The sequence below is a fragment of the Streptomyces sp. NPDC005803 genome, from assembly GCF_040630435.1.
Taxonomy (GTDB): domain Bacteria; phylum Actinomycetota; class Actinomycetes; order Streptomycetales; family Streptomycetaceae; genus Streptomyces.
This window is the reverse complement of sequence record NZ_JBEXXO010000037.1, coordinates 1-13,910: the sequence shown is the minus strand read 5'-3', so window position 1 is coordinate 13,910 and position 13,910 is coordinate 1. Positions and strand designations below refer to the sequence as shown.

General features: G+C 71.1%; 12 protein-coding genes. 10 read left to right on the top strand and 2 right to left on the bottom strand.

The window, feature by feature from the left end:
- Positions 1–189: 189 nt before the first annotated feature.
- From ABZ454_RS34840 to ABZ454_RS34815, 6 genes are read left to right on the top strand one after another with little or no spacing between them, the layout of a single operon-like run.
- Positions 190–1,248 carry a 3-keto-5-aminohexanoate cleavage protein gene (locus ABZ454_RS34840; RefSeq protein ID WP_359543533.1) on the top strand — a complete coding sequence of 353 codons (1,059 nt, stop codon included), beginning with the start codon at positions 190–192 and terminating at the stop codon, positions 1,246–1,248.
- A gap of 57 nt (positions 1,249–1,305) precedes the next feature.
- Entirely contained in the window at positions 1,306–2,268 is a 963-nt protein-coding gene (locus ABZ454_RS34835) for a quinone oxidoreductase (RefSeq protein WP_359543532.1), read from the top strand.
- Between the two features lie 33 nt (positions 2,269–2,301).
- On the top strand, positions 2,302–3,219 hold the full coding sequence (locus tag ABZ454_RS34830; RefSeq protein ID WP_359543531.1) for a TauD/TfdA family dioxygenase: 918 nt from the start codon (positions 2,302–2,304) through the stop codon (positions 3,217–3,219).
- Between the two features lie 38 nt (positions 3,220–3,257).
- Entirely contained in the window at positions 3,258–4,610 is a 1,353-nt protein-coding gene (locus ABZ454_RS34825; protein ID WP_359543530.1) for an MFS transporter, read from the top strand.
- Positions 4,607–5,245, top strand: coding sequence for an alpha/beta hydrolase (locus ABZ454_RS34820; RefSeq protein WP_359543529.1), 639 nt, complete (start codon positions 4,607–4,609; stop codon positions 5,243–5,245). Before ABZ454_RS34825 ends, ABZ454_RS34820 begins: the two co-directional genes overlap by 4 nt.
- Complete coding sequence (locus tag ABZ454_RS34815; protein ID WP_359543528.1) at positions 5,235–7,229, top strand: acetoacetate--CoA ligase; 1,995 nt, start codon at positions 5,235–5,237, stop codon at positions 7,227–7,229. The genes ABZ454_RS34820 and ABZ454_RS34815 overlap by 11 nt, the downstream gene beginning before the upstream one ends.
- 108 nt (positions 7,230–7,337) lie before the next feature.
- Here ABZ454_RS34815 and ABZ454_RS34810 read toward each other — a convergent pair whose 3' ends face one another.
- Entirely contained in the window at positions 7,338–8,339 is a 1,002-nt protein-coding gene (locus ABZ454_RS34810) for a TIGR03842 family LLM class F420-dependent oxidoreductase (protein ID WP_359543527.1), read from the bottom strand.
- Between the two features lie 532 nt (positions 8,340–8,871).
- Between ABZ454_RS34810 and ABZ454_RS34805 the strand changes: the two genes are divergently transcribed.
- Positions 8,872–9,360, top strand: coding sequence for a DUF5709 domain-containing protein (locus ABZ454_RS34805; protein WP_359543526.1), 489 nt, complete (start codon positions 8,872–8,874; stop codon positions 9,358–9,360).
- A 135-nt stretch (positions 9,361–9,495) separates the two neighbouring features.
- Here the strand turns inward: ABZ454_RS34805 and ABZ454_RS34800 are convergent, their stop codons facing one another.
- Entirely contained in the window at positions 9,496–11,154 is a 1,659-nt protein-coding gene (locus tag ABZ454_RS34800) for a catalase (RefSeq protein WP_359543525.1), read from the bottom strand.
- A 952-nt stretch (positions 11,155–12,106) separates the two neighbouring features.
- Between ABZ454_RS34800 and ABZ454_RS34795 the strand changes: the two genes are divergently transcribed.
- From ABZ454_RS34795 to ABZ454_RS34785, 3 genes are read left to right on the top strand one after another with little or no spacing between them, the layout of a single operon-like run.
- Positions 12,107–12,802, top strand: coding sequence for a hypothetical protein (locus ABZ454_RS34795; RefSeq protein ID WP_356317201.1), 696 nt, complete (start codon positions 12,107–12,109; stop codon positions 12,800–12,802).
- Positions 12,799–13,053: a hypothetical protein gene (locus tag ABZ454_RS34790; RefSeq protein ID WP_356317199.1), complete on the top strand. Its 255-nt coding sequence runs from the start codon at positions 12,799–12,801 to the stop codon at positions 13,051–13,053. Before ABZ454_RS34795 ends, ABZ454_RS34790 begins: the two co-directional genes overlap by 4 nt.
- Positions 13,050–13,820, top strand: coding sequence for a metallophosphoesterase (locus ABZ454_RS34785; protein WP_359543524.1), 771 nt, complete (start codon positions 13,050–13,052; stop codon positions 13,818–13,820). The genes ABZ454_RS34790 and ABZ454_RS34785 overlap by 4 nt, the downstream gene beginning before the upstream one ends.
- The last annotated feature ends 90 nt before the right edge of the window (positions 13,821–13,910 follow it).

The following is a 13,910-nucleotide window of genomic DNA, read 5'->3' as shown; positions in this document are numbered from 1 at the left end:
GTCGGCTGCCGGAGGTGAGCCGGGGCGTCCCCCCGCCCCGCGCTCCCTCCGGACCAGTCGGTCGCCCCCGGGCCCATGCGCCCGGCGTTCTCCCCGGCCCGCCCGCGCCGGTCCCCGCCCTCCCCGGCCCCGACACCGCGGCCGCCGACGGAACGACCGGTGATCATCCGTACGCGAAGGAGAAGGACCATGCACTTCCACGACGACTCACTCTTCCCCGAGAACCAGGAGAAGCTGGTCATCCAGGCCGCCCCGTACGGGCCGGAGTGGCTGCCCGGCGACGCCGACGACCTGCCCCTGACCATGGACGAGCACGTCCAGGCGGCCGTCGACTGCTACAACGCCGGTGCCACGGTGCTCCACATCCACGTGCGTGAACTCGACGGCAAGGGTTCCAAGCGGATGTCCATGTTCAACGAACTGCTGGGCCGGCTGCGTGAGGCGGTCCCGGACATGGTCCTGCAGATCGGTGGCTCGATCTCCTTCGCACCCGAGGGCGAGGGCGGGGACGCCAAGTGGCTCGCCTACGACACCCGCCACCTCCTGGCCGAGCTCACGCCGGCTCCCGACCAGGTGACCATCGCCATCAACGCCAACCAGATGAACATCGTCGAGATCATGACCGACGACGACCTGGAGGGCACCTCGATCGCGAAGCCGGAGTACTACCGCGCCTACCGGGACATGGTCGTCGAGGCCGGTCCCGACTTCTACCTCGAACACCTCGAGCGACTGCACGCGAACGGCGTCCAGCCCCACTTCCAGCTGGCCACCATCGCCCAGCTCGAGACCGTCGAGCGGCTCATCCGCACAGGCGTCCACACCGGCCCGCTGGTCCTCAACTACGTCGCGATCGGCGGCGGTTTCGCCGGGCGGCACCCCGCCGACCTGATCGAGTTCATCCGCCGCGTACCCGACGGCGCCGTCCTCACCATCGAGAGTTCGATGCGCGCCGTGGCGCCGATGAACGCGATCGCCATCGCACTCGGCGTGCACGTCAGGGTGGGCAACGAGGACAACCTGTGGCGGCGCAAGGGCGAGCCGATGTCCTCCGTCGAGCAGGTCGAGCAGATGGTACGGATCGCGGACTCCCTCGGCCGCGACATCGCGACCGGGCCGGAGGCCAGGAAGATCTACAAGATCGGCGAGTACTACGCGGACGCCGACGAGGCCATCGGCCGTCTCGGCATGGTCCCGAACCGCCGGGCCGGACAGCGCGGCTTCATGCTGCGCGATCTCACGAGCTGACCCGGCCACTCGCCGCCCGCAGTCCCCCGCCCGCCCAAGCAAAATCGGAGCAACCCTGTGGCCCACGCCGTCCGCTTCTACGAAACCGGTGGACCCGACGTCCTGACCTGGGAAGAGGTCATTGCAGGCGACCCGGGTCCGGGCGACGTGCGCATCCGGCACATCGCCGTCGGCCTCAATTTCGCCGACACGTACTTCCGTACGGGTCTCTACCCGGCCCGGCTGCCCGAGGGAATCGGCGTCGAGGCCTCCGGAGTGGTCGAGGGCGTCACCCACGTCGCCGAAGGCGATCGTGTCACCTATACCGGCAGCCCGTTGGGGGCGTACAGCACGGAGCGGGTCATGCCCGCCTCGCACCTGATCAAGCTGCCGGACGAGATCGGCTTCGAGACCGCCGCGGCCATGACCATGCGCGGTCTGACCTCGGCCTACCTGCTCCGCCGCATCCACCCGCTGAAGGCCGGTGACACCGTGCTGCTCCACGCCGCGGCGGGCGGGGTCGGCCTGATCGTCAGCCAGTGGGCCAGGCTCCTCGGCGTCACCGTGATCGGAACGGTGTCCAGCGAGGAGAAGGCGGAACTCGCCCGTGCGCACGGCTGCGAGCACGTCATCCGCTACCGGCGCGAGAACGTCGCCGAGCGGGTGCGCGAGCTGACCGACGGCGCCGGGGTGCCGGTCGTCTTCGACAGTGTCGGCAAGGACACCTTCGCCGGCTCGCTGGCCTCGCTGTCGCGCCGCGGACTGCTGGTCTGCTTCGGCACGGCCTCCGGTCCGGTGCCGCCGATCGACGCCATGCGACTCGCCATGAACGGTTCGCTCTTCGTCACCCGTCCGGCTCTGGCCGACTACATCGCCGAACCGGCGGAGCGGGACGCCCTGGCCGGCGAACTCTTCGGTCACGTCGCCTCCGGACGCATCAAGATCGAGATCAACCAGCGCTACTCCCTCGAGGACGCCGCACGGGCACATCGCGCCCTGGAAGCCGGACGGACCACAGGGTCCTCCGTCTTCACCCTCTGAGGCGGCCCCCACCACACCCCAGGAGTGAGCACCATGCCCAAGACCCTCCGGCCGCAGCAACGCACTCCGGCCCTGGTGCGCCCGGACGCGCTCCGCACCTCCCTCGGCGTCGAGCCGCTGACCTGCACCATCGGCGCCGAACTCTCGGGCGTGAGCCTCGCCGACGCCGCTCGTGACGACGACCTCTTCGCCGAGATCAAGAGCCTGCTGCTGCGGTACAAGGTGCTGTTCCTGCGCGACCAGGACATCACGCGTGCCGACCACGTCGCCTTCGCCCATCGCTTCGGGCCGCTGGAGGACCACCCGGTGGCCGGCAGCGACCCGGAGCACCCCGGCCTGGTCCGAATCTACAAGGACCTGGACAGCGCACCCGAGCACTACGAGAACGCTCTCCACACCGACGGCACCTGGCGTGAGAACCCTTCCATGGGAGCCGTGCTCCGCTGTGTCGAGTCGCCCCCCGTGGGCGGCGACACGATCTGGGTCAACATGGTCGAGGCCCACCGCCGCCTCCCGGAGCACGTCAAGGCGCAGATCCAGGACCTGCGCGCCCGGCACAGCATCGAGGCCACCTTCGGGGCGGTCATGCCCGAGGAGCGGCGCCGCGCGTTGGCGGCCCAATTCCCGGACGCGGAGCACCCGGTGGTGCGCATCCATCCGGAGACCGGCGAGGAGATCCTGTTCGTCAACGCCTTCACGACCCACTTCGTCAACTTCCACACGCCCGCGAACGTCCGCTTCGGCCAGGACTTCGCACCGGGCGCCGGTCACCTGCTGAACTACCTGGTCAGCCAGGCCGCGGTGCCCGAATACCAGGTCCGCTGGCGCTGGCAGAGGAACAGCGTGGCCGTCTGGGACAACCGTTCCACCCAGCACTACGCCGTCCAGGACTACTGGCCCGCCGTCCGCAGGATGGAGCGCGCCGGGATCGTCGGCGACAGGCCCCTGTGACCTCTCCCTTTCCACCCACAGCAGTCGAGGTGATGACAATGGGGTTTCTCACCACTGCGGCACCCGCCCCGCGCAGAGCCGGCGCCGGCTCCCTCCGATGGCCCGTGTCCCGGCGCTACGCCTGGACCGTCTTCGCGCTGAGTTTCGCGCTCCTGCTCTCGGACTACATGTCCCGGCAGGTCCTCAACGCCGCCTTCCCGATCCTGAAGGCCGACTGGCTGCTCTCGGACGCCCGGCTGGGCTCGCTCAGCGGCATCGTGGCGGTCATGGTCGGCCTGCTGACCTTCCCCCTCTCCCTGGTGGCCGACCGGTGGGGCAGGGTGAGGTCCCTCGTCGTCGCCGCCACGCTGTGGAGCCTGGCGACCCTGGGCTGCGCGGTGGCGGCGAACTACGGCCAGATGTTCGTCGGCCGGCTCTTCGTGGGCGTCGGTGAAGCCGCCTACGGCAGTGTCGGCATCGCCGTGGTGCTCAGCGTCTTCCCGCACGTCCTGCGGGCGACGCTCTCCGGGGCCTTCATCGCCGGTGGGGCGTTCGGCTCGGTCCTGGGCATATCCATCGGCGGCGCCGTGGCTCAGGCGTACGGCTGGCGCTGGGCGTTCGGCGTGATGGGCGTCCTCGGCCTGGTGCTCGCCGGCGTCTACGCCGTCGTGGTGACGGAGAAGAGGCTGACCCCTCGGACGGAACCTGCCGAGAGCGAGGTGGGCGGCACCGGCACGAGCGGACGGCTCCGCGTGCTCCTGCCGCGGCTGTTCTCCTCCGTCTCGGTGGTCAGCGCCTACATCGGCAGCGGTCTGCAGCTCTTCGTCGCGGGCGCCCTGATCGCGTGGCTGCCCAGTTACTTCAACCGCTACTACGAGATGCCGACCGCGAAGGCCGGTGCGACGGCGGGGCTCTTCGCCCTGGTGATCGGCATCGGGATGATCACCGGTGGAGTCGCATCGGACCGGTTCAGCCGGCGCGACCCGATCCTCAAGTGGTCCGTCGCCATCGGCTGCAGCGTGGGCTCCCTCGTCCTTCTGACGACCGCGTTCCACCTGCCGGCCGGCCGGACGCAGCTGCTGGTGCTGGCCCTGGGAGCCCTGCTGTGCGCCGGTACGGCCGGGCCCGGAGCGGCCATGGTGGCGAACCTGACCCCCGCGGCCATCGCCTCGACGGCGTTCGCCACGCTCACCCTGGCCCAGAGCCTGCTCGGGCTGGCCCCCGGTCCGGCGGTCACGGGCATGCTCGCGGACCGGCTCGGTCTGCTCGGCGCGCTGCGGATCGTCCCGCTCGTGGCGATCGCGGCCACCGCGGCCTTCCTGATCGGCCGCCGCCACTACCGACGCGATCTCTCCCGCCTGACCGCGTCCTGCGGGGCGGCGGAACGTGGAGATCCGGAGGCGTCGTCATGACCGGGACCGCGGCGCCGGCCATCGTGATCGTTCCCGGCCTGCGGGACCACGTCGAGGACCACTGGCAGACCGTTCTCGCCGGGCGGCTCGGCGATGCGGGCCGCACGGTCCACACCGTCCCCCCGCCGGTGGGCGACCGGCTCAGCCGCGACGCGCACGTCGCCGACGTGGCCCGGGTGATGGTGCGCACGGCCGGGCCTGTGCTCATCGTCGCCCACAGCGCGGGCGTCATGACCACGGTCCAGTGGGCCCAGGGGCACGGCGCGGACGTCCGGGGCGCCCTGCTCGCCGTGCCCCCGGACTTCGGGAGACCGCTGCCGGACGGCTACCCCACCCCTGCCGAGCTGGCGAGGCACGGCTGGACACCGGTGCCACGGAAGCCGCTGCCCTTCCCCAGCATCCTCGCGGCCAGTTCGAACGACCCCCTGGGATCCCTGGGGCGCGTCACCGGACTCGCGCGGGACTGGGGAAGCCGCCTGGTGCGCATCGGGCCCGTCGGACACCTCAACCCCGCCTCGGGACACGGTCCGTGGCCCTATGCCGAGGAACTCCTCGACGCCCTGGAACGCGGTGGGATCCCGACGGTCCCCGGCCCGCCGTACCCCCGCCCACGGAAAGGCAACGATGAACACTGAGACCGATCTCCTGTGGTCGCCCGGTCGCCGAGAGCTCGAGGACTCCAACGTCGCGGTCTTCATGCGATGGCTCGAAGAGGCCCGGGGGCTGCGCTTCGCCGACTACGGCGAGCTGTGGCGGTGGAGCACCGCCGACCTGACCGGATTCTGGTCGGCAGTGTGGGAGTTCTACGGGCTCGACGCCGTCACCCGGTACGACGAGGTGGTGGGCGACCCATCGATGCCGGGCGCCTCCTGGTTCCCCGGCGCCCGGCTGAACTTCGCCGAGCGGTGCTTCGACCGGGCCACCGGCGCGCGTCCCGCGCTGGTCGCCGTGGCGGAGTCCGGCACGCCCGTCGAGATTTCGTGGGAGCAGCTCCGCCGCGAGGTCGCGGACGTCGCGGCTGCCCTGCGGCGGATGGGGGTGGGGCCCGGCGACCGCGTCGCCGGCTACCTGACCAATGTCCCGCAGGCGGTGGTGGCCCTGCTGGCCACCGCCGCCGTCGGCGCCGTGTGGACGGCCTGCTCACCGGACTTCGGCACGCCCAGCGTGCTCGCCAGGCTGCGCCAGGCCCGGCCCACGGTCCTCGTGGCCACGGACGGGTACCACTACGGGGGCAAGGAGTACGACCGGCGCCCTGCGCTCGCGGAACTGGTGGACGGTCTGCCCACCGTCCGTCATCTCCTCCTGGTGGAGCATCCGTTCAGGGAACCGGCCGACGCCTGCGCCACCCGTCCGGACATCGAACGGCACGTCTGGTCCGCGCTGCCGGCGGCGGGTGAGCCGCTCGTCTTCGCCGACGTGCCCTTCGACCACCCGTTGTGGATCCTGTGGTCGTCCGGCACCACGGGGGTCCCCAAAGGGATCGTGCAGAGCCACGGCGGCATCGTGGTGGAACTCCTCAAGGCCCTCGGTCTCGGCGTCGACCTGCGCCCCGACGACCGGTACCTGTTCCTCACCTCCACGAGCTGGATGGTCTGGAACCTTCTCGTCGGTGGCCTGCTGCACGGCAGCACGGTCATCCTGTACGACGGCAGCCCCACCTTCCCCGACGCGGACGGCGCCTGGCGGATCGCCGAACGGACGCGGGCGACGATGGTCGGCGCCGGCGCGGCCTATCTCGCGGCCCTCGAGAAGACGGACGCGCATCCCGCCGCCGAGCTCGATCTCGGTCCACTGCGCTCCATCCTCCAGACCGGGTCCACGATGGCGCCGAGCACCTGGCGCTGGGTCCACGACCGGCTCGCCCCCGGCGTCTGGGTGCAGTCGATCTGCGGCGGCACGGACGTCTGTTCCGTGCTGGCGGGCGGCTCCCCCCTCTTGCCGGTGCGGGTGGGCCGGATCCAGTGCCCCGCACTCGGCGTGGCGCTGGCCGCGTGGGACGAGTCGGGACGGCCCCTGACCGGCACGCAGGGCGAGCTCGTGGTGACCGCCCCGCTTCCGTCCATGCCCTTGCGGTTCGTCGACGACCCTGGCGCAGAGCGCTATCGCGCCAGCTACTTCGACACCTACCCCGGGGTGTGGCGCCAGGGCGACTGGGTCACCGTCGATCCGGACCTGTCGGTCGTCGTGTCCGGCCGTTCGGACTCCACACTCAATCGCATGGGGGTGCGAATGGGCTCCGCCGACATCTACGCCGTGGTGGAGCACCTCCCGGAGGTCGCCGACAGCCTCGTCGTCGGCGTCGAACAGGCGGACGGCGGGTACTTCATGCCGTTGTTCGTCGTGACCACCGGGGGCACGGCGCTCGACGCCGGGCTGCGGGAGCGGATCACCACGGCCATCAGGAACCAGCTGTCCCCGCGCCACGTGCCCGATGTGATCCTGTCGGTCCCGGCCGTGCCTCGGACGCTGACCGGCAAGAAGCTCGAGGTGCCCGTCAAGCGTGTCCTGCAGGGCGCGCAGGTCGCCGACGTCAGCAGCGAGGGCGCCGTCACCCACTTCGGGATGCTGCGCTGGTTCGCCGACTTCGCGGCGCACAGGGCCGAGGCCGCGGGCTCGTAGAACTGCCCGAGCAGCACCCCCGGCCCTGTGCGCTCGTCCCTTCGTCCGGGACGGGCCGTGCGGGGCGGGGGTGCGTACGGCCCCGAGGGACGCCGAGCGACGACGCGGTCAGTCGGTGAGTGCGGGGATGACGGTGGAGCCGTAGGCGTCGATGGTCGCCTCGCGGGCGTCGTGCATGTTGTAGACGGCGAACTGGTCGACGCCGAGGTCGCGCAGCGTGCGGAGCTTCTCGATGTGCGCCTCGGGCGGACCCAGCAGGCAGAAGCGGTCGACGATCTCGTCGGGGACGAAGGTGGTGTCGGGGTTCCCGGCGCGGCCGTGGTGGCTGTAGTCGTACCCCGAGCGTCCGGCGATGTACGCGGTCAGGGCCTCGGGGACGAGACCGGAGTGCTCGCCGTAGCGGGAGACCAGGTCGGCGACGTGGTTGCCGACCATGCCGCCGAACCAGCGGCACTGTTCGCGGGCGTGGTCGAGGTCGTCGCCCACGTAGGCGGGCGCGGCGACGCAGATGGTCACGGAGTCCGGGTCGCGTCCCGCCTCGGCTGCCGCGTCCCGGACGGCTTTGATCATCCACTCGGTGAGGAAGGGGTCCGCGAGCTGGAGGATGAAGCCGTCGGCCTTCTGCCCGGCGAGCGCGAGCGCCTTGGGTCCGTACGCGCCCATCCAGACGGGCAGCCGGCCGTCCTTCACCCAGGGGATCTGGATCGGCTGCCCGTCGACGACCGCCTCGCGGCCCTCGGCGAGGTCGCGGATGACGTCGATGGCCTCGCCGAGCCGGGCCAGGGTGTTGGGACGGCGTCCGGCGACACGCATCGCCGAGTCGCCGCGGCCGATGCCGCAGACCGTGCGGTTGCCGTACATGTCGTTGAGGGTGGCGAAGGCCGAGGCGGTCACCTCCCAGGTGCGGGTTCCCGGATTGGTCACCATGGGGCCGACCACGAGGCGTTCGGTGTGTTCGAGGATGCGGCTGTAGATGACGAAGGGCTCCTGCCAGAGCACCGCCGAGTCGAAGGTCCAGCCGTAGCGGAAGCCGTTGCGTTCGGCGCGGCGCATCAGGCCGACGACGGCCGAGGCGGGCGGGTCCGTCTGCAGGACGAGTCCGAAGTCCATACCAGGTGCTCCTAGTCCAGGTACTGACAGGTGGAGCGCGGGGTGTCCGTCCGCGGCCGGCGCGGCCGGTCAGGGTCCGGCGGTCGACCGTGACGCCCTCACCCCGCGAAGCGCGTACCGCCCTCTCCCGGACACCGGCCCCGGATACCGAGCGCACGTCGGCAGAGGTGCCGGGGCGCCGCCCCCGAGTGCTGTGCTCCGGCAGATCCTTCCACAACGGGTCGCACCGAGCGGTGTACGACGCCGTGCCCGGCGCGAGTCGCGGGGGGGATGATTCTGGCCCCGGTCCGGGGGTCTTGGGAAGAGGCCCTCCGTACATTCCGGCTGATCGCCGGCCGGTGCCCGGCCCACGGCGAAGAAGGGGTGGTCCGTACGGGCGGATGCCCGCGACACCGTGCCGATCGGCCCGGGGATGCCCGTCGGCCCTGGAGCTGATCGTTTGGCGGGGTGTGTCGCGGGCACTTCGAAGGATCGAAGCGCGACCATCGATGACGGAGCGCGACCCGACCTGATCACGAAGCGCGAGGTAGTGATGAGCGACCAGAACATGGCGGACGACGTCTACCAGCCCACCGGCGACAACGAGGAGCAGGAGGACGCTGCGCCGCTGGACCTCCAGGACGCGGTGGACGAGCGCACCTACGACGACATGCTCGACGAGGGCTACTCACCGCCGGAGAAGCCACTCGGTGTCGACAAGACGGGTACCACGGCCGCGGAGCAGCACGAGGGCGAGTCGCTCGACGAGCGCCTGCGGCAGGAGGTGCCGGACACGGAGCAGCCCGACGGGGACGGCATCGGTGACCTGCCGGGCGGCGAGGGCGAGCCTCTCGACCCGGAGGCCGGCCAGAGCCGCGCCGGACGTCTGGTGGCTCCGGACGAAGGCTCCCGCCCGGACACCACCAAGGAAGTCGTGGCCTCGGACGAGGGTATCGACGGTGGCGCGGCCGGCGCCGAGGAGGCCGCGGTCCACATCGTCCGCGAGGAGGACCTGCCGCCGGCCCCCGACACCGAGGACTGACGCGCGGCCCGGCGAGCGGCAGGGGCCACTCGCCTGCCGTCAAGGGCCATGACGGCGGGCGAGGCGACGGACGGGGGCGCACCCCGCACGCGGGCGGGCGGCCGCAGGGGTCGCCCGCCGCCCCGGGGCCGTGCCTCAGCGGGTGACGGTGTGCCGTTCGTTGGGGACGCAGTGCGTCATGGTCAGCCCGTTCACGTCGCGCGGCGGGTTGTCCCCCAGGCCGGCGAGCCGCTTGCGGTCCTCGTCGCTCAGGTCCTGGCTCGCCAGCGGCTGGAGTGCCGCGACGTCCTGGGCGCCGATGCCGAGCCCCTCGCCGACCTTGAGGCCCAGCTCGTTCTCCACCAGGAGGAAGTGCCAGACCATCCGCTCCTGGACCGCCCGGTCGCACTGGGAGAGCATGCCGACGAGGTTCCGTACGAGGTCGTCCCGCTCCCACTGATCCATCAGCAGGTAGCGCTGCCCCGCCTGCAGGTAGTCGTTGGCCCGCGGGATGCGCTTGCGCGTGAGCCTGCCGCGGAGCTCCGGCCCCACCTCGTCGTGGGTCGGGTACTGCGCCTCCCGCAGCCCGCCGGTGATCGACGGCTCGTAGTTGACGAGGGGGTTCTCACCGCCTCCGTCGACGTGATAGGTCATCAGGCCGTCGCGCTGGTTCGTGCGCACGACGGCGTTCTTGGCCTGGTTGACGGGGAGTTGCAGGTAGTTGGGGCCTACGCGGTAGCGCTGCGTGTCGCTGTAGGAGAAGGTGCGGCCGACGAGCATCTTGTCGTCGGAGAAGTCGAGCCCGTCGACGAGCACACCGGTGCCGAAGGAGATCTGGTCGTTCTCCGCGAAGTAGTTCTCCGGCATCCGGTCCAGCACCATCCGGCCGACGGGCTTCGGGGGGAAGTCCTGTTCGGGCCAGGTCTTCGTGTCGTCGAGGGGATCGAAGTCCAGCTCGGGGTGGTCGTGGTCCTCCATCACCTGGACGAGCAGCTCCCACTCCGGGTGGTCGCCGCGCGCGATCGACTCGTACAGGTCCTTGGTCGCGTGTCCCAGGCCTTCGGCCTGTACGTTGGCCGCGTCCTCCTCGGTCATGCTGCGGACGCCCGCCTTGGGCATCCAGTGGTACTTCACGAGCAGGGTCTCGCCCTCTTCGTTGACCCACTTGTACGTGTTGACGCCGAAGCCCTGCATGTGCCGGTAGTCCGACGGGATGCCGCGCGGGCTGAACAGGTTGACCAGCATGTGCATGGACTCGGGCGTCTGCGACATGAAGTCGAAGATCCGCCGCGGCTGCTGCTCGAAGGTCACCGGGTCCGGCTTGAGCGCGTGGATGACGTCGGGGAACTTGATCGCGTCCCGGATGAAGAAGACGCCCAGGTTGTTGCCGACGAGGTCCCAGTTTCCGTCCTCGGTGTAGAACTTGACCGCGAAGCCTCGGGGGTCGCGGGCGGCCTCGGAGGAGTCACGGCCGCCGATGACGGTCGAGAAGCGCACGGCGACGTCCGTGCGCTTGCCGCGCTCCTGGAAGAGCTTGGCGCGGGTGAAGCGGCCGATGGGCTCGTCGCCGAAGGTGCCGTACGCCTCGAAGTATCCGTAGGCGGTCACCCCGCGGGCGTGGACGACGCGCTCGGGGATGCGCTCGCGGTCGAAGTGGCTGATCTTCTCGAGGAACTGGTAGTTCTCCAGCGTGGCCGGTCCGCGGGCGCCGACGGTGCGCTGGTTCTGGTTGTCGTAGACCGGATGGCCCTGCCGGTTGGTGAGCGTCTCGCGGTCGTCACCGGAGGCGGGGCCCTTGCTCGCTACGTCCGTCACGTTCGTCGACTCCTTCGACCCATGTGTTCCTATAGTCCGGTTTACCACGGTATGCGAGCTTTGGGCTTCGAGCGGGACGAACGGCCGGTCGGGCCGGTGACCGGGGGTGCATCGGCCCTGTCCGGCTCAGCGGTCCGGGCCGTCCTCGCCGTCGTCGTCGATCCCCCTCGGCCTGTGACGGGGTGGTGCGCGGCGGCTGAGGGCGGCCCGACTCGCTCCCTTCCTCACCGGTCACGTCGTCGCGGTCGCCTTCGGCTTGGGACGAGGTGTCTTCGCTCATGTGTCCTGTCTCCGATCCTCACTGAGATCCGTGGTGCGGCTGGGCCGCACGGGTCTCATGGTCGTCGCGGCACGGGTCGTGTCATCCGTGCGTGCCGGTCGCTGCGTGCCCGGCCGCCCCCTGACCGCGCGTGCGGACGGAGACCCGGGTGTGTGCTTCGCCTTCTCCCACCCCGGCGCGCGGCCTCCGGCCCTGCGGTTCTTCCGGGGGCCGCGTCCGGGTCCGGGCGCGGGTCGGGCGAAGACGTCATGACTCCAAGTTCGCCGATCGCACCGGGACGTGCCCGCTCAGCGCAGCCGATCGCCGCACGCGTCGCCTGTCCGGAACCAGGGGCGTCCGGCCGTGCGCGGGGTCCCGGAGCGTGCCGGGGGACCTCGACGGCGGCGTGGTGGGCAGGGGCCCGTGCGCCGGCTCGCCCGCGGGGCGGAGGCCGGCGGCGGCCCTGGGAGCACCTGAGGGGCGTTCACCCCCCAGACGGAAGGTGGCACGCCTGCCCTTGCGGTATAAGGGAAATCCGGCAGCGCCCGGGAGGCGCGCCAGGGTTGGGACAGGCGGCCGGCCGGTGTCGAAGGCGACAGGGCGGGTACCGGTCTCTGCCTGGGGCAGTAATCGTCGAAGACTGCCGGACTGCACGGTCAGTGCGGCAGCCGGCGGCCGGAAACGGAGCAGCAGGTGACGCAGAACGCGGAAGGCACCACTCCTGACGGACGCACGCCCGTCACCGAACTGCGTCCGGCGGGCGGGACCGGAGGGTCCGCCGGAGGGTCGTCGCACCACGAGGTCCCCTCGGAGGAGCTGCCGCCCGACCTCAACCAGGCGATCCTGGAGGCGGCCAAGCAGGTCGCCGCCATCCTCAAGAGGCACGGGCACGCCTTCGCCCTCGCCGGCAGCGTCGCCGTCTACGCGCACGGCGGGACCGGCAACCTCCGGCACGACGCCGACTTCTGCATCAGACCCGAGGACGCCGAATCGGTCGTGGCCACCCTGCAGGGGGCCGGCCTGCCGGTCTTCACGCCCCCGGAGGACTGGCTGGTCAAGGCCAAATGTCTCGGCCAGGACATCGACCTCATCTTCGAACTGGCCCACCGGCCGGTCACGACGGAGTTGCTGGGCCGGGCCGTGGAACTGCCGGTGGACTCGGTCCGCATGCCGGTGCTGGCGCCGACCGATCTGATGCGGGCCCTGCTCTCCGCCTTCTCCGAGCACCACTGCGACTTCGGCGCCGTGCTGCCCATCGCGCGGCAACTGCGTGAGATGGTCGACTGGCAGGCTGTCCGCGACGAGTGCGGCAACGCACCCATGCCGGCGGCCTTCCTCTATCTCCTGGAACGCCTGGACGTCATCGCGCCGCGAGGAGGAGAACGATGAACGATCCCGCCAACGCCGAGTACCGCATCGCCCACCTGAAGGAGCGGCTCGCCGCGGAGGAACTGGGTGAGCTCGGCATCCGTATCGAGAACCGCGGGTCGTCCGTCTCGGTCATGGGAACCGTCCCCACGGCACACTGCCGCGGCGAACTGCTGCGTACCGTGAACGACGAACTCGCCGGACTGACCGTCCACGTCGACGTCGTGGTGGCCGATCCCGCAGCCCCGGACCATCCGGAGGAGGTCGCATGATCCGCGTCGCGGCCGTGGGGGACATCCACATGGGCCTCGACAGCCAGGGGGTGCTCCGGCCCGCCTTCGAGACGCTTCCCGACTGCGCGGACCTGCTCCTGCTCGCCGGGGACCTCACGCGCCACGGCACGCCCGACGAGGCGCGGGTCGTCGCCCGGGAGGTGGCCGGCCTGCCGGTGCCGGTCGTCGCCGTGCTCGGCAACCACGACCACCACGCGGAGCAGCCGGAGGAGGTCACCGCCATCCTCCGCGAAGCGGGCGTACGCGTGCTGGAAGGGCAGGGAACCGTCATCGAGGTCGGTGGCACGCGCGTGGGCGTCGCGGGCACCAAGGGTTTCGGCGGCGGCTTCGCCGGCCGGAGCGGCAGCGAGTTCGGCGAGCCCCTGATGAAGGAGTTCATCCGGTACACCCGCCGCTGCGCCGAAGGGCTGCGGACCTCCCTGGCCGCGCTGGCCGAGCAGGGGTGCGGGACGAGGGTCGCGCTCACGCACTTCGCCCCGGTGCCGGACACCCTGGCGGGCGAACCCCTGGAGATCTACCCGTTCCTCGGCAGCTATCTGCTGGCGGAAGCGGTCGACGCGGCCGGCGCGGACCTGGCCGTCCACGGCCACGCGCACGCGGGCACCGAGCACGGGATGACCAGCGGCGGCGTACCCGTACGCAACGTCGCCCAGCCCGTCATCGGCAAGGCGTTCCACGTCTACCACCTACGAGGCGACCGGAGCGAGAAGAGCGCGGCGGCCGCGCACAGCCGTGAGGAACGCTAACTTGATCTTTAACCTCAGGGCCCGAACGATCTCTCGTACTTGATCACTCGGACTGGTAACTGCGGTGCACGCAGGCGGCCTTCGGCTGAG